The sequence below is a fragment of the Stappia sediminis genome (assembly GCF_009826895.1).
GTDB classification, from domain to species: Bacteria; Pseudomonadota; Alphaproteobacteria; order Rhizobiales; family Stappiaceae; genus Hongsoonwoonella; species Hongsoonwoonella sediminis.
In genome coordinates this window covers 298,439-314,588 of sequence record NZ_WUMV01000003.1, presented here as the reverse complement: position 1 = coordinate 314,588, position 16,150 = coordinate 298,439, and the positions used below count along the sequence as shown (strand labels likewise).

The following is a 16,150-nucleotide window of genomic DNA, read 5'->3' as shown; positions in this document are numbered from 1 at the left end:
GCTTGATCCGGATAAGGCTCCGGTCCGTCCGGCTTCAAATATGAAGCGGTCGGGAACGTTGTTCCTGAAGCGGCGACGAAATCAGCGTACCAGATTGACGCCGCGAATGCCGGCAAGGCGCAATGCAAGCTGGGTGAGAACGAGAAATGCGACAACCGTCGCCATAATGCAGACGGCGAAGGCGGCCGCCTGGTTGAGCGCGCCGCGGTCGTCCAGATAGAGCACCGAAACGGCGGCAAGTTGGGTCGACGGGGTGATCAGGAAGATCACCGCCGACAGCGTCACCATGGCCCGCATGAAGAAGAATACGCCGACCGCCAGCACGGTCGGCCAGATCATCGGCAGCGTCACCCGCCAGACCGTCCTCAGCTTGGTCGCACCAAGCGTCGCGGATGCCTCGTCGAAGGTGGAACTGATCTGCTTGATGTTGGTGGTCGCCAGCAAGAAGCCCTGGGCGTGATAGTGATAGACGTTGCAAACCGCGATGATCAGGATCGTGTCGTAGATCAAGTAGACCGGCTGGCCGGGCGTGTTGAAGGCAAGGATGTAACCCAGGCCCAGCACCATGCCCGGCACGGCGGCGGGCAGGATCGCCAGGAAATAGAGGATACGACTCGCCCGCATGGGGAAGGCATGGTTGGCATACGCCGCTCCGGTGACGAAGACGATTGCGAGAAGCGCCGTGACGATCGCCACGGAGATGCTCGTCCATAGCGGCTGGATGCCGTTTTGCACGTCGAATTCGTAGTGGCGCAGTGAAAAGCTGAGATTATAGGGCCAAAGCCTGACGAAACTTGCGTAGATCACAATGGCGACCAGAGACAGGATCGCCAGCGCCACGAGCACCGAATAGGCGAACCAGGCTATGTCGCGCGCCGGGTTCGGCCGCGGCACCAGCGGCACCGACTGCGAAGTGAGCGAGGCGAACTGCCGCCGGGCAATCCACTTTTCTCCTGTGACGGCAAGCGCGGCGGGCAGGAGCAACAACACGCCGATTACTGCCCCCATGGCGAAATTCGCCTGACCTGAAACCTGATTGTAGATTTCCACCGCCAGCACCGAATAGTTGCCGCCGATGACGACCGGATTGCCGAAGTCGGTGATAACGATGGTGAAGACGACAAAGGCTGCCGACGCAATTCCGTAACGCGTCCCTGGCAGCGTCACCGTTCGGAAAATACGCCATGGTCCGGCCCCAAGGGTTTCCGCCGACTCGTATAGCCGCGCATCGGCGACGGCGAGAGCTGTGGACAGGATCAGAAAGGCGTGCGGAAAGGCATAGACCGCATCCGAGATGAAAATGCCCCAGAATCCATAGATGTCGATTTCCGTGCCGAATGTGCGGTTGACGAACCCGTTGCGGCCGAGAAGGAACTGCAGCCCCAGCGCCTGCACCAACGAAGGCGAAAACACCGGCAGCAGCGCGATGATCCTCAGCACGCCCTTGAACGGCATGCAGGTGCGCTGGATCGCATAGGCAAACCCGTATGCAAGTACCAGCGTCGTCAGGGTCACGCTTATTCCGACCTCGAACGTGTTGCCGACAACCGTAATGAAGCGCGCATCTGCGAAGTAGCGCGCGAAATTGTCGAGGCCGATGCCTTCCGGCGTCACGAAGGAGTTCTTCAAAATCGCCCACAACGGGATCAGGACGAAAGTGACGAGCAGGAGGCCGGTCGCCCCGACCGTGAAGACGCCGAACAGCCGGTCCGAGTCGGGCAGGCGGGATGCCCTCACCGTTGGCGCGCCGACGCTCATCGCGACGACACGGCAAGCCGCCTGACCCGATCGGCGGGCAGGTCGAAGGTTACTGTATCGCCCACATTCATGCGCCTGCGCCGGCCATGCACCTCGATTTCGATTTCCTGGCCACCCGCCTCGACGCCGAGCCGCATGGTGTTGCCCAGAAATGCAACCTTGCGCACTGTCCCGCTATGTGCCCCGTCCTCGGACAGGACCACATGCTCGGGCCGAATTGCCAGCGCCGTTTCGCCCGGCGGCCCGTCGAAGCCGGCGCGCAGTTCGGAAGCGCTGAGCACGTTGATGCGGCCGATGAATTCGCCGACGAAGCGGGTCGCCGGTTCCCAATAAAGCTCCTCGGCACTGCCGACCTGCTCGATGCGCCCACGGTTCATCGCGACAATGCGGTCGGCCATCTCCATCGCCTCGTCCTGATCGTGCGTCACCATGATGGTGGTGATGCCGAGGCGCCGCTGCAATTCGCTTATCTCGCCGCGCAAGGACTCACGCACCTTGGCGTCGAGCGCCGACAAGGGTTCGTCGAGCAGAAGAACCGAGGGTTCCGGCGCAAGCGCGCGGGCAAGCGCGACGCGCTGTTGCATGCCGCCGGAAAGTTCATGCGGATGTTTTTCGGCGTGCTGGCCGAGATGCACAAGGTCAAGCATCTCGCCGACGCGCGCCTCGATCTTCGCCTTCGCCCATTTGCGGCATTCGAGCCCATAGGCAATGTTGCGGGCGACCGTCAGGTTGGGGAACAGCGAATAGGATTGGAAAACGACGCCGAAATTGCGCTTTCGCGCCGGAAGGCCGGAAAGGTCGGTCTCTTCGAGCAGAATTTCGCCTTCGTCCAGTATCTCCAGCCCGGCGACAAGACGCAGCAAGGTCGTCTTGCCGCAACCTGACGGCCCCAGAAAACAGACGAATTCGCCCTCGGAAAGGTCGAGGTCGACGTGATCCACCGCCAACACAGAGCCAAAGCGCCTGGTGACGCCGCGCAGGCTCAGGAACATGGAGACCCCCAATGGCAAGGCGGGGCTGCTCGCGCCGCCCCGCCGATCATCTCACTTCTCGTAGCGCTTCTGCCACTCGGCAATGATGCGGTCGCGGTTTTCCGCAGCCCAGGCATAGTCAACCTCGAACAGCACCGTGGAGATATCGTCAGGCAGACCCGCCTTCTTGAACTTCTCCGGCATGTCCCGGCCCTGCATCGTCACGATCGACTTCCACTTGTTGTATTCGGCCTCGGCGCTCTTCGAGACGGTCCAGTCAAGAAACTTCTTTGCGTCTTCCTTGTTCTGCGAGGTTTTCATCAGCGCATTGGCTTCCAGCTCGTGGCCGGCCCCTTCACTTGGGATCACCATGGTGATCGGATAACCCTCGTCTATGTTCTTGATGGCGCGCAAGGCGAAGGAGATGCCGATGGCATTTTCGCCGGCACTTGCCGCATTGCAGGGCTTCGAGCCGGACTTGATGTACTGGTCCATGTTCTTGTCGAGTTCGTCGAGATAGGCCCAGCCTTTCTCCTCTCCCATCATCTGCAGGATCGAGGCGACATGCAGATAACCGGTGCCCGAGCTTGCCGGGTTCGGCATTACGAGCTTGCCCTTGTATTCGGGCTTGATCAGGTCCTGCCACGACGATGGCATCGCCAGATTGTCCTTGGCCATCTCCTCGTTGTTGACGCAGAACGCGCCCATGTAGCCCGTGGTGGCGAACCAGTAGCCGTCCTTGTCGCGGAAGCGCGCCGGCACCTTGTCGATACCTTCCGGCGAATAAGGTTCGAGCATCTCCATAATGCGGGGGTCGACCATCGAGGTCGCAGCCCATCCCCAAATGACATCATGCTTGGGATTGTCGGCCTCGGCCAACATGCGGGCCCTGAGATCGCCGGTCGACAGGCGCAGAACGTCGACCTCGACATCCGGCAAGTCCTTGTTCATCGCGTCGAGGAATGCCGCCAGCTCATCCTCCTCGTAGGAGGTGTAAACTGTAATTTTGCCCGCATGCGAGATTCCCGGAGCCGCGAAGAGAAGTGTTGTGCCGACAACCGCGCTGGCGATCAGCCGTGCAATACTGTTGCGCGCGCAACACTGGAAGATAGTCTTGCCCATGATATTTCCTCCCTTATGAATTCACTCCCCCAACCCTGAAGCCGTTACGACGCTTTTCTTTTATCCGGCTTACCCGCTTTGGGCGCTCGACTCAATACGTTAACTTCCCCTAAGGCATCCAACATTGCGTTCCTGCTACTGGCTCACGCGCCAACACATCGCCGACCGGTCTTCATGTCGTTTGTGAAACCGGTACGATTACAATTCGGCGCCAGGCCGACACGCCCGAGCGCGCCCACCTTCGCATGGCCCGCGAGCGACCCGATTTCGACGTCGGTCACCGCCTCGCCGACTTTTGCGTAAGCGGCAACGCCGCCGGCTAGCGCGATCGCGAGGAAATGCGCCTGTACCAAAAATGCCAAAAAGAACCCTTTGACTGTGTGGCGGAGCATTTGAACACGACGAAGCCGCAGCTGCGCTTCGGCGGAAAGCGGGCGGCAACGCGGGCATTGTGCGAAGCGTTCGGCGCGATCCACCGAAAGGCATCCGGGGCTCGGGGCCTGGACCCTGGTTGGGTCAACAAACTGCTGAGCAAACAGGCAATGGTGCAATGTATATGGCTGCACATCGGTGCGGAAAAGACGGGAACGACATCTCTTCAGTACTGGTTGAGCGCGAACCGGGAATTGCTGGCGCTTCAGGGAATTTCGTTTCCCAAAGCGCCGGGAAACGTCAACCACGTCGCCCTGTCCGCCTATGCCCTGGATGCCGGCAGGGGAATGGAAGAACTGCGCATTACGTGCGGCGCGAGCAAGTTCGAAAGCGTCTCCGCTTTCCGCCTGAATTTCGAGAACGAACTGCTGAACGAAATAGAAACCTCGGACCCGAGCCGGATAATCTTCTGCAACGAACATTGCAGCTCGCGCTTGTCCACTATCGAAGAAATAGAACGGCTTAGAGATCTTCTATCCAGATTTACAGACGATATTCGCATCATTCTTTACATTCGCGAGCCAGCGGAATTCTTCGCGAGCTGGTATTCAACCGTAATCAAGAGTGGCGGCAAAAGCGAATTTCCCAGAAAACCATCGCCACGGCTGTATAACATGGCCGACTGGCTGTCGATGGTGCGGCGCTGGGCCGAGGTATTCGGACGCGACGCGGTGACATTGCGCCGCTATGACCGAAAACATCTTTTTGACGGCGATGTCATAGCCGACTTCTGCGCGATTACCGGCCTGGAATACGAAAATTCCATAAAGCCTCAGCAAAAGAACGAGTCGATGGGGCTCAAGTCGTTACTCTTTCTCAGGGAGATGAACAAAATACTCCCAAGGATCGAGAATGGTAAATTCAATCCGCAACGGGGAAATATAGTCGACACACTTGCGACTTTTCCATGCGAATCGAGATTCAATCTTTCGCCAGTTGCCGCGAATTCAATTCGAGAATATTATGCAGATAGCTATGAAATACTGAAGAATGAGTATTTCCCGGATGACGAAGGCCCGCTTTTCGACATGAAAGACGTGCCTATTGCGGAAGACGCGGACCTGTCCAAAGAGGATATTTACGCAATTGCGCGCCATCTCTGGGTAAACCGCGGCCGAAAATGATGCGCGCGGCAGCCGCTACCCCGATCCCTGATCGGCCCGCTCAAGGCGGCCGATCGCCCAGTGGACGATCCCGCCGACCCACACAAACCCGATGGTCCCGCCAAGATAGACATTCATCGTGCCACCCGGCGCAATGAACCCCGTCCGTCCGAAGACGGTGACCGTTTCAACGGCTTGTTCGAGCAAAAACAGGGCGCTCAAGCAGACAAGCCAGCGTGGAACGATAGGCGAACCGCCTAGCCCCAAAGCCGCTATCGGGAGTGCCATCGTGACTGTCGATCCGTTGACCAGCGGGCCCCAATAAGCGGGTATGACGAAGATTGTGCGGGCAGCGGCAGCATCGAGATCTTGCGGATAAAGCGCCAGCCCCGCCCAGAACCAGGCCTGAACCTGCGCCGTTATTGCGAATCCAAGCACGCCGGCCATGAAGATATAGCGATGTGGCACGGGAAGCAGGGCCGAAACCTGTCCGCCGAAAACAGCAAGGCCTGCCGACACGAACGCGGCCGTCCAGGCATAGAGCCGCGCCCTCGCACCGTTATTCGAGAACCATTCGATGACCTCTTTTCCGGTCGAATCCACGGTCGGAAAAGAAGCGCCCAACGCCACAAATCCGGCGACGTAGAAAGCGCCGGTCGCCAGGATACCGATCAGCAGGATTCGTGACGGTTTCATGCAGGCCTCGCGCCGTCCCTCGCATCTGGCCGATCAACATACCCGAAAGGCGGATAGGCTGCAGCGAATTGCGGTCCCGCCCGCGGATCCGGCTTTTGCCCGACCCGATTTGCATACTCCTGATTTCGGCAGCGGCTGAGCCGGCTTTTTGGCATAATGCCCTTGCGGCAACACGGCATGGGTGGAAAGGCCGGCCACAATGAAAAACCGCATGCGCCGAAAAGCCCGACGCCCGGGCAACCGAACCGCCGCAGGATCGTCTGGAGCATATTGAATCCGGAGCGCCTGCCACGAAAGCGTTCGAGCGCAAGTCGAGGACACGAACCATGGAAACGAACAATCGACGTGATTGGATGATTTCCATTCGCGGACCGGCCTTGATCCTGATCTGCGTTCCGCCGCTCCTGGCCGGCTGCAACGAAAGCAAGCCCGAGAGCAAACAGCCGCCGAAGCATGTGGTGCAGGTTGCCGAGGCCGAGGCCGCGCGGGTTCCGCTGATGCGCAAGTTCGTCGGGACAACGGCAGCGGTGAAACTTGTCGAAATTCGCGCCAAGGTGCAGGGCTACTTGCAGGAGAGGCCTTTTACCGAAGGAGCGGATGTCAGGAAAGGCGATGTCCTTTTCGTCATCGATCAGCGGCCCTATCATGCCGAAGTCGAAAAATTCGAGGCGGATCTGGAGCAGGATCAGGCAAGGCTGAAGTTCGCCCAGCAGCAGCTCGACCGCTATGGAAAGCTGCAAAAAGACAGTTTCGCCTCCGTCCAGGAATACGAATCCGCGCAGAGCGAGGCCCTGCAGGCGGCTGGCGAGGTTGCGGCCAGCAAGGCGGCGTTGAGGAATGCCCGGCTCGATCTCGAATACACGACGATCACCGCGCCGATCGACGGCCGCATCAGCAACACCGAGGTCAATATCGGCAATCTGGTAAGCGCGGAGAACACGTTGCTGACCACGCTTGTCCAGCTGGACCCGCTCCACGTCTATTTCAGCCCGAGTGAAGCGATTTACCAGGAAATGGCCCCTTATCATGCGAAGGGCCCCTTGAAGGTTTCCATAAAACTGGCATCCGGCGCTGCGTACCCCCACGAGGGGACCATCGACTTCGTCGACAATCAGGTCGACGCCGGCACCGGCACGATCAAGATGCGCGCGGTCATCCCGAATCCGGACAAGACGCAACGGCCCGGCCAATATGTGGAAGTAAGCGTGACGCTCGCGGACAACCACGATGCGATACTGGTCCCGGCGGAGGCGATCGCCGAAGACGAGGCCGGTCACTACCTTTTCGTCGTCGGCAAAGACGGGATGGCCGAACGGCGAAACGTCAAGCTGGGTCCGGCTCATGAAAGTCGCTACATCGTCGAAGAAGGGGTCAGGGCGGGCGAAAAGGTCGTCATCGAGGGCCTGCAGAAAATCCGCGGCGGTGAGCATGTGGAGATCGCGAAGGCGCCTTCAGCCGGTGCCGGCAAAGCGCAAGCCGCGCCTGCCGGCGAAAAGCCGAAAGCAAATTAACCGGCTAATAAAGAAGCCGGTGCACGCTCAGCCCTCCGATACACGGTCGCGGCGCGCCCTGAACCGTTCGATCAGCACATAGAATACCGGCACCACGAAGAGGCTGAGCAGGGTGGCTGCGAACATACCGCCGAATACGGCGGTGCCGAGCGAATGACGCGCGCCCGCGCCCGCTCCGCTGCTGAAGACCAGAGGCGCCACGCCGAAGATGAAGGCCAATGCGGTCATCAGGATCGGCCGGAGCCGGATCCTTGCAGCCTCCATCGCGGCCATTTCAATGCCTAGCCCCTCTGCGCGCCGGCGGCGGGCGAACTCGACGATGAGAATGGCGTTCTTGCTCGCAAGGCCGATCAGCATGATGAGGCCGATCTGGCAGTAGATATCGTTTTCCAGTCCCCGCAGGGCCTGTGCGCCAAGCGCGCCGAGCATGGCGAGCGGCACCGCCAGAATGACCATGAAGGGCATGGACCAGCTCTCGTACTGCGCGGCAAGGCACAGGAAGACGAAGGCAAGCGCCAGGGCGAAGATATAGGGAAGGACGTTGCCGGCCTTGATCTCCTGATAGGCGTTGCCCGTCCACTCGAAGCCCATGGTGTCCGGGAGCACCTTTTCCGCCACCTCCTCCATGGCCTGGATGGCCTGGCTGGAGCTGAAGCCCGGTGCCGGTTCGCCATTGATCGGGGCGGACCGGAAGAGGTTGTAATGCGTGATATTGCGAGCGCCGACCTCTTCATGAAGACTGACGAGACCGCTCAGGGGAACCATGTCCCCGGCGGCATTGCGCACATGGATCCTCGAAATGTCCTCAACGGTTGCGCGGGCGTCCGCCTCGGCCTGCACATAGACCCGGTAGACACGGCCGAATTTGTTGAAATCGTTCACATAATAAGCGCCAAGATAGGTCTGCAACGCGGCGAATACCTGATCGAGCGAGACACCCTCGCTGAGCGCCTTGTTGCGGTTGAGGTCGATACGGTAAGTCGGGGTACGGGCCGAGAATGTGGTGAACAGGCCGGCGAGTTCGGGTCTCCTGGAGGCTTCCGCGATCAATTCCCCTGCGACGGTTTCAAGTTCCGTAAGCGAGCCGCCCGAATAATCCTGCAGCTCGAACGTAAATCCTCCCGTGGCGCTCAGGCCGGGGATCGCCGGGGGGTTGACGGCGACGATCTCCGCGTCCGGGATCTGCGAGAATTTGGCGTTCAGGGCCGGCAGGATATGCGTGAGAAGCTGCTCATCCGCGCGCCGGCGCTCGGACCATGGCTTGAGGACGGGAAACAGCGTGCCGACATTGGGCGCCGAATTCGAATTGATCAGGCTGAAGCCGCCGAAGGTGACGACATGCTCCATTCCGGGCGTGTCCATCAGCTCCTTCTCGACCCGGTCCACCACCTTCTGTGTGCGCTGCAGGGACGTGCCTTCCGGGGTCTGTACGAAAACGATGAAATAGCCCTGATCCTCGGGCGGCACGAAGCCGGTCGGCACCGTCTTGAAGAGGTATCCGGTTCCGGCGAGCGCCAGCACGAACAGGACGACGACGATGCCCCACCGTCGCACCAGATAGCCGACGACGCGCTCATACCCCTTGCCGAGGCGCATGAAGCCGGCATCGAACCTCCGGGAAAGCGCGCCCTGCCGCTTGTTTTCGGCACGCAGCAGCACGCCGCAAAGCGCCGGGCTCAAGGTCAGCGAGTTGAAGGCGGATATCGCAACGGCAAAGGCGATCGTAAGCGCGAACTGCTCGTAGAGCTTGCCGGTTATCCCGGGCGTGAAGGCGACGGGAACGAAGACCGCCATAAGCACCAGGGACGTCGCGATGATGGGTGCCGTCACCTGCTTCATGGCGTTGGCGGCGGCGAGCCGGGCATCGATGGTCTCGCTTTGCATGTGACGGACGGCGTTTTCCACGACCACGATGGCATCGTCGACCACAAGCCCCACGGCGAGAACCAGGCCGAACAGCGTCAGCGTGTTGATCGAAAACCCGAGCGCCAGCAAGGCGGCAAGCGTGCCCACAAGGCAGACGGGGATGGTAATTACCGGGATCAACGTCGTGCGGATACCATGCAGAAACACAAAAATGACGGAGATCACCAGCACGATGGCGATCGCGAGCGTCGTCAGCACCTCCTTGATCGACGCGCGAACGAAGCGTGTCGTGTCGTAGATGATTTCGTACTCCAGGCCTTCCGGAAACCTGTTGGACAGACGGTCCATTTCGGCCACGACCTGGTCCGCCAGCCGGATCGAGTTTGCATCGGCCAACTGGAGCAGGCCGATCGGCAGGGCCGGTTCGCCGCTGACGTTGGCCGTTTCGTCGTAGAGTTCGGCCCCAAGGTCGACGCGGCCGATATCGCCGATGCGCACGATCCTTCCGTCCGGCTCGGCGCGCACGATTATTTCCGCGAACTGCTCGGCCGTTTCAAGGCGGCCCAGCGTCGTCAACGCGAACTGGAACACCTGATCCTTTGGCGCCGGAGGCTGGCCGAGGGATCCGGCGGCAACGACCTGGTTCTGCTCGCTTATCGCGGTCGAGACGTCTTCGACGGTCACACCGAGGCTCGCCATCTTTTCGGGGTCGAGCCAGATGCGCATGGCGAACTTGCGCTCGCCGAAAATGTTGACTTCGCCGACACCGGGGATGCGTTTCAGGACGTCGAGCACGTGGATATTGATGTAGTTGCTGATGAACAGAGAGTCGTAACGCCCGTCCGGCGAATAAAGGTTGGGAACGATGGTGAGATCGCTCGACTGTTTCGTGACGGTGATCCCGGCCTGCACCACTTCGGCCGGTAGCTGGGATTCGGCGATTTCGACCTGGTTCTGCACGTCGACGGCGGCAATATCGAGATCGTAGCCCGTCTCGAAGGTCACGGTGATCGTGACCGTGCCGTCATCCGCGCTGACGGAGGACATGTAGACCATGCCCTCCACGCCGTTGATCTGCTCTTCCAGGGGGCTGGTCACGCTTGCCTCCACCACGCGGGCGTTGGCCCCGGTGAATGTCGCGGAGACGGCCACTGTCGGCGGGGAGATCGGCGGATACTGCCCAATGGGCAGAAACGGCATGGAGACCGATCCCACCAGAACGATGGCGATCGCAAGCACCGTCGCGAATATCGGCCGATTGATGAAGAACCCGCTCAGCACCGCGCACCCCGTTCGACGACTTCAACGCAAGCGCTTCTTGCGAACGCCGGTTCCCAACGCTCGGCCGTCCGCGCGGCCTTACAAACATATCGTAGCGTAACTTTATGCGCTCCAACAAAAAGCGCCCGGCGCCTGTCCACCGGGGTGAAGACGGTTGGCGTACTGCGGCAAGACTCGCGGGAAACCCAAAAGCCCGGTATAATTTGACAATATTCGCCATTTCGGGTCTGGCGCACCCGTTGCGAGTCAAGCGATGCACATGCCCCCTGCAAACGGGAAGGATCCCGGGCTCTTCGACAATCTGGAGAGCCGGCCCAAGGCTATGCTTTTTGCCGATGTCGTCGGGTCGGCCCGGCTGTTCAAATCCGGCGAAGAAGATACCGTTCGCGCCTGGCTGGCGTTCGTCGACTTTCTGAAGGACAGCCTGCTGCCAAGCCATGACGGCCGCATGGTCAAGACGCTTGGCGACGGGGTTTTCGTGGAATTCGAGGACGTCGCGGACGCGGTCCGCTTTTCGATCGCGATGCCCCGCGAACTCGCGAAGGTCAATGCCGGGCTTCCGCCCGAACGCGCAATGCAATTGCGCATCGGGATCGACACGGGCGACGTGATCACGACACACGATCACGACCTCTACGGCTATCACGTAAACATTGCCGCCCGGTTGATGACACTGGCCCGTCCCGGCGAGATCGTGGCGACGGCAGAGGTGCGCGACGCCCTTTCGAACGAGCTTGACGGGGAGTTCGAGGATATCGGCGAGTGCCATCTGAAAAACATAGCCGAGCCGGTGCGCGCATTCCGGGTCCATCCTTTCGGCACCCACCCGAAAGTCGTTCCCCTGCTGCGGTACGAGGACCTGCTGCCGACGATCGCGGTCATACCGTTCACCCCGCGCAGCAGATCAAAAGATCACTTCACGCTTGGCGAGGTGCTTGCCGAGGAACTGATCGTCGCCTTGTCGCGCTCCTCGGAGATCAATGTGATTTCCCGCCTTTCGACGACCGGTTTTCGCATGCGGGGAAGCTCGCTGGCGAAGATCGCGGATACCCTGAAGGCTGATTTCATCCTATCTGGAACCTACAGCGGCGATGAAAGGCACGTCAGCCTCGACATCGAGCTCGCGGACGTCAAAAGCGGACGCGTAATCTGGTCCGAGCGCGTCAGTGAAGACGTGCCGGCCATTCTTCAGGACCCGTCGGCCATCCACCGGATTGCCAAGGACTGCCAGTCGGCGATCCTGCGGACGGAAATCCAGATGGCGCTCTCAAGCCGGAAGCAGACGCTCGACGCCTATTCGCTGCTGATGAGCGCCATCGGCCTCATCTACAGGCTTTCGCCGCGCCATTTCGACTATGCCGCGGAATTGCTGGACGAATTGATCACCCGTTCTTCGAGCCCGCCGGCCACCGCACTTGCCTGGAAGGCCAAGTGGCATGTGCTTGCCGTACAGCAGGGCTGGACGGATTCCCCCGCCCGCGAGACCGCCCTTGCGCTTCAGTGCACCAGAACCGCTCTGGATCAGGACCCGACCAACGTCACCGCGCTGGTCGCCGAAGGGTTCGCGCTGACAAACCTGGCGCATCAGCTGGACGAAGCCGAGCAGCGCTACGACATGGCGCTTGAATACAACCCGAATTACGCGATGGGCAGGCTGCTGCGCGGCACGCTTTACGCCTTCAAGGGGATCGGCGATGCCGCGATGCACGATACGGAGCTTGCGCTGCATCTCTCGCCGATCGACCCGTACCGGTATTTCTATCTGTCGCTCGCCGCCTCGGCCTGCATTGCCGGAGAGAATTACGAGCGCGCGCTGGAACTTGCCGATCGTTCGCTGAGATTGAACCGCGCGCATACATCGACGCTCAGGGCCAAGGCAGTCGCGGAAATGCGGCTTGGCAAAAGGGGGAAGGCGAGGCGAACGATCGAGGAGCTGCTCGGACGGCAACCGGACCTGACCGTCGCGCGCTGGCTCCAGAATTCGCCGAGCGCGCCCTACAGTGTCGGGCGTGAATTCGCCGAGACATTGCGACAAGCGGGGCTGCCGCCTGATTAGAGTCTGACCGAAATTTTTAACCGGAGGGATTGTGCCATGACATTTCCAGAGACGACGCTTCAGCAAGGCGGATTTGGGGGCTTCGGTGGTTTCGGCGGCTTCGGCGGCTTCGGCGGCTTCGGTGGTTTCGGTGGTTTCGGTGGTTTTGGGGGCTTCGGCGGGTTTGGCGGCATATCGCCGTCCGATCAGCCGCTCCTCGTCAATGCCCTGATCGCCAATCGCGACGGCATCGCCGGGACATGGCAGCCGGTGACGGCCGCCATCCAGGAAAACAACCTTGAAACAGCGGCCTATCTGGCGCGGCTGTCGCCAGCGGTCCGGGGCAGCATTTTCGGCTTCGAACTGGCATCCAGACTGGGGTTTACCTTCGATCCCGCAGGAAACAACCCGAGAGCGGGCCATGTCTGGCATCTGGAACTGACATCCGGCGCAAATGGCGTGGTCCCGCCTGACACGGATTACAAGCCGCTTGCGACGATGGTCCGTCCGACGGTCGCCATCTTCAGGAATCAGCTCGATCTGGTGGCGAACTATGCCGACCTCAGGCAAGACCGGGCGGCGGAAGTCATCGCCCAGCTCGGCACGCCGACCGAGTTCCTGCGCTCCATCGCCTATATGAACCCGTCGCGCACGCCGTTCACGATCGAGCTTCTGTCGGTGGCCCACGGTCTCGCCAATCTGGTGGAGATGAGGATGAAATACGCGCTGGCGTGCAAGCGGCCGATGGAGTTTTCACCGCAGATCCAGCCGATGATCCTGACGCCGACGCACGGCTCCCTTCCGAGCGGACATTCGACGGAATCCTTCACTCTCGCCCGCGTTCTCTGGCTGCTGCTGCGCGATACCGGGGTCGTGCCCTACAGCGATGATGTCTGGGGCGAGATGATGATGCGGCAGGCAGCGCGCATCGCCATCAACCGAACGGTCGCGGGCGTGCATTTTCCGGTCGACAGCGTGGCGGGCGCGATCCTCGGCCTGACGCTTGGCGCCTATTTCGTGGGCCGATGCACAGGCGCGAACCAGTTGAACGGATGGACCTTCGACGGCGCGCAATACCCCTCCAACGACGACTTCAACTGGACGCTGCTTTACGACGTGGCGACGCAATCCCAGACGCCGCAGGCGCCATGGGCGACGCAAACCGTCACGGCCCTCGATGCGAATGCCCTCCAGTCCGCCTCGCTCGCGTGGCTTTGGAATCAAGCCAAGAGCGAGTGGCTCGATATTTAGCCGGCTTGGAAACAGGTACGGAACGCGCAGGCAGAAGCGCGCGAACCGGAGGGTATGAAAATGTTGAACTGGTACAAGGACACACCCGCGGATGTCATCGACCCGATCATGGCATTCCGCCTTGAGATCGTCGCGCGCAGCGGCGTGACGGAGCAATGGTGGAGCGCGATTCTCGAGCTTGAGGACCTTTCGCTGAAGGACCTTCTCGAAAACGCCAGGAACGCCGGCCTTGAAGGCACAGTGATTATCCCGAACCTTTACAGCGACGAAGACCGGGATCGAGAGGAAATCCAGTACCCCACGGTCTATGCGACGAGCGCGTTCCTGAACGCGGCCAATATCAGGGACAATCCCCTGGGCGTTAAGCGGCTCTTGTGCGGGACGATCGTCCCGGACGCCGTGCTCGACTTCGGAGCAGGCAGATGGCCCGCCGCCCTTCCGAACATTCTGGTTCCGGACGGGTCGGTCGTCACCGCGGTCATCGACAACGGCATAGCCTTCGCGCATGAACTGTTTCGCAAAACGGACCCAACGAAATCCCGCGTGGCGTTCGCATGGATCATGGATGCCGATCCTTCGGCAAGCGCGGGCACGGTGCCGGTCAGCCAGGGACGGGCGCTGGCCAATGACGAAATCGACATGCTGCTGGCAAACAACACCGCGGCCGGCCTCCTCGACGAGGACACGTTTTACCATCAGGCCGGGCTGATCGATTTCGCCTGGCCGGGCGTGAAACAGGCAGCGCTGCGCGTCTCCCACGGCACGCATGTCATGGGCCTTGCGGCGGGGAGCGAACCCGGCACCGTGGACGATACGAACCCCATAATCTGCGTACAGTTGCCGACCGATGTGACGATGGATGTGAGCGGCGCCGATCTTTTGCCCTCTCTTGCCCTGGCCACGGTGTTCATCAAGAAGATGGCGAAGCGGTTCCGCTACCAGAGCGATCCGGGCAAGCGGGTTCCGCTGGTCGTCAACTTCAGCTACGGCAATTTCGCCGGCCCGCATGACGGTACCGGCATCGTGGAGAAAATGCTGGACCGGAAGTTCAGGCCGCTGCCCAATCGCGAAAGGCAACTCGCGCTGCCCGCCGGCAACGGCAACCTGGCCCGCTCGCATGCCCGGGTCAGGCTGGAACCCCCCGGCGATGAAGGCGATGAAGTGGAACTGCACTGGCGGTTGCCGCCGGACGATCTCACGGCGAGCTATGTCGAGATCTGGATGCCGTGCGTAGAGGACCCGGATAACCTGGTCGAAGTCACGGTGGAACCGGCGGGCGGGCCTGAAAGCGATCCGGTCACGACGACGGCCGGTTCCATGCAGGTCCTTGAAACCGATCAGAACCTGGTCGTCGGGCGCTTGTGGTACGCCTTTCAGCCGTCGCCGACAGACCGTGGGCTCATCACGGTTAGCGCCGCACCAACCTTTTCTCACGACAACCCGGCAGACGTCGCGCCCTCGGGTGTCTGGAAAATCAGGATCAGGAACCTGAACCTTACCCCTGTCGACAGTGTGGAGGTCTGGGTTCGCCGCGACGAGACACTGCCCGGCTTCCCCCGCTTCGGCCGGCAATCCTATTTCGACAATGACTGCTACGACCGGTTCAATGCCTTTGGCGCCCCGTTGCCGATCGACCCTCCGGGCTCGACCTGTGTCGTGCGCCGCGCCGGCACGCTCAGCGGTTTTGCCTGCGGCGAACGCCCGGCGGTGCTGGCAGGCTTCGTCGAATCCAGCGGCGAGCTGGCAATCTATTCGGCGGCCGGCCCGATCACCACCGCCTGCGGCGCCTCGCATCCGACGCGAACAGGCCCGGATGCGGCAGCGGTAAGCGACGATACGCGCGTGTTGCACGGCATCTTGAGCGCCGGTTCGCGCAACGGTTCGCTGGTGGCGCTGAACGGTACGAGCGTTGCCGCGCCACAGGCCGCACGCTGGATGGCGGGAAGGCTCGCGGGTGGCCTCAGTGGCAACAGGGTGGCCGTGAACGCGAAAGGAGCGGCCGACGACCCGGGCTTCGTTCCTCCGCCCAAACCGGCCTTGCCCCGCGTCGGCGGCGGGAGGATGGACCGCATCGTCCGCTTCGGCCCCAACCGGAAGGCATGAAGCGGGCCTTCGCATCCGCAG

The 16,150-nt window shown here is 61.2% G+C and carries 11 protein-coding genes; 5 read left to right on the top strand and 6 right to left on the bottom strand.

What is annotated here, in order from left to right:
* Positions 1–81 precede the first annotated feature (81 nt).
* From GR183_RS08345 to GR183_RS08330, 4 genes are all read right to left on the bottom strand, one after another.
* The gene (locus tag GR183_RS08345; RefSeq protein ID WP_160775153.1) at positions 82–1,737 is read right to left on the bottom strand and encodes an ABC transporter permease subunit; all 1,656 of its coding nucleotides are present in this window, start codon (positions 1,735–1,737) and stop codon (positions 82–84) included.
* Positions 1,738–1,754: 17 nt separating this feature from the next.
* Positions 1,755–2,750, bottom strand: coding sequence for an ABC transporter ATP-binding protein (locus GR183_RS08340; RefSeq protein ID WP_160775152.1), 996 nt, complete (start codon positions 2,748–2,750; stop codon positions 1,755–1,757).
* A 51-nt stretch (positions 2,751–2,801) separates the two neighbouring features.
* Positions 2,802–3,851: an extracellular solute-binding protein gene (locus GR183_RS08335; RefSeq protein WP_160775151.1), complete on the bottom strand. Its 1,050-nt coding sequence runs from the start codon at positions 3,849–3,851 to the stop codon at positions 2,802–2,804.
* Positions 3,852–3,994: 143 nt separating this feature from the next.
* Positions 3,995–4,213, bottom strand: coding sequence for a hypothetical protein (locus GR183_RS08330; protein ID WP_160775150.1), 219 nt, complete (start codon positions 4,211–4,213; stop codon positions 3,995–3,997).
* 30 nt (positions 4,214–4,243) lie between these two features.
* Between GR183_RS08330 and GR183_RS08325 the strand changes: the two genes are divergently transcribed.
* The gene (locus GR183_RS08325) at positions 4,244–5,407 is read left to right on the top strand and encodes a hypothetical protein (protein WP_160775149.1); all 1,164 of its coding nucleotides are present in this window, start codon (positions 4,244–4,246) and stop codon (positions 5,405–5,407) included.
* 15 nt (positions 5,408–5,422) lie between these two features.
* On the opposite strand, the gene GR183_RS08320 is transcribed toward GR183_RS08325, so the two are convergent.
* On the bottom strand, positions 5,423–6,082 hold the full coding sequence (locus tag GR183_RS08320) for a hypothetical protein (RefSeq protein ID WP_160775148.1): 660 nt from the start codon (positions 6,080–6,082) through the stop codon (positions 5,423–5,425).
* A gap of 326 nt (positions 6,083–6,408) precedes the next feature.
* Between GR183_RS08320 and GR183_RS08315 the strand changes: the two genes are divergently transcribed.
* A complete protein-coding gene (locus GR183_RS08315; protein ID WP_160775147.1) occupies positions 6,409–7,593 on the top strand; it encodes an efflux RND transporter periplasmic adaptor subunit in 1,185 nt (394 codons plus the stop codon).
* A gap of 27 nt (positions 7,594–7,620) precedes the next feature.
* Here GR183_RS08315 and GR183_RS08310 read toward each other — a convergent pair whose 3' ends face one another.
* Positions 7,621–10,740 (bottom strand): efflux RND transporter permease subunit, encoded by a 3,120-nt coding sequence (locus tag GR183_RS08310; RefSeq protein ID WP_160775146.1) that lies wholly within the window; start codon positions 10,738–10,740, stop codon positions 7,621–7,623.
* 259 nt (positions 10,741–10,999) lie between these two features.
* Between GR183_RS08310 and GR183_RS08305 the strand changes: the two genes are divergently transcribed.
* The 3 genes from GR183_RS08305 to GR183_RS08295 are packed head-to-tail and all read left to right on the top strand — an operon-like array spanning position 11,000 to position 16,129.
* Complete coding sequence (locus tag GR183_RS08305) at positions 11,000–12,796, top strand: adenylate/guanylate cyclase domain-containing protein (protein WP_160775145.1); 1,797 nt, start codon at positions 11,000–11,002, stop codon at positions 12,794–12,796.
* Positions 12,797–12,832: 36 nt separating this feature from the next.
* Positions 12,833–14,026, top strand: a complete 1,194-nt coding sequence (locus GR183_RS08300; protein ID WP_160775144.1) for a phosphatase PAP2 family protein — start codon at positions 12,833–12,835, stop codon at positions 14,024–14,026.
* 60 nt (positions 14,027–14,086) lie between these two features.
* Entirely contained in the window at positions 14,087–16,129 is a 2,043-nt protein-coding gene (locus tag GR183_RS08295; RefSeq protein WP_160775143.1) for a S8/S53 family peptidase, read from the top strand.
* Positions 16,130–16,150: the final 21 nt, after the last annotated feature.

Coding starts and splice junctions, on each gene's coding strand:
- GR183_RS08295 (WP_160775143.1), top strand. CDS start 14,087: ATGTTGAACTGGTACAAGGACACACCCGCGGATGTCATCGACCCGATC.
- GR183_RS08305 (WP_160775145.1), top strand. CDS start 11,000: ATGCCCCCTGCAAACGGGAAGGATCCCGGGCTCTTCGACAATCTGGAG.
- GR183_RS08300 (WP_160775144.1), top strand. CDS start 12,833: ATGACATTTCCAGAGACGACGCTTCAGCAAGGCGGATTTGGGGGCTTC.
- GR183_RS08320 (WP_160775148.1), bottom strand. CDS start 6,082: ATGAAACCGTCACGAATCCTGCTGATCGGTATCCTGGCGACCGGCGCT.
- GR183_RS08340 (WP_160775152.1), bottom strand. CDS start 2,750: ATGTTCCTGAGCCTGCGCGGCGTCACCAGGCGCTTTGGCTCTGTGTTG.
- GR183_RS08315 (WP_160775147.1), top strand. CDS start 6,409: ATGGAAACGAACAATCGACGTGATTGGATGATTTCCATTCGCGGACCG.
- GR183_RS08335 (WP_160775151.1), bottom strand. CDS start 3,851: ATGGGCAAGACTATCTTCCAGTGTTGCGCGCGCAACAGTATTGCACGG.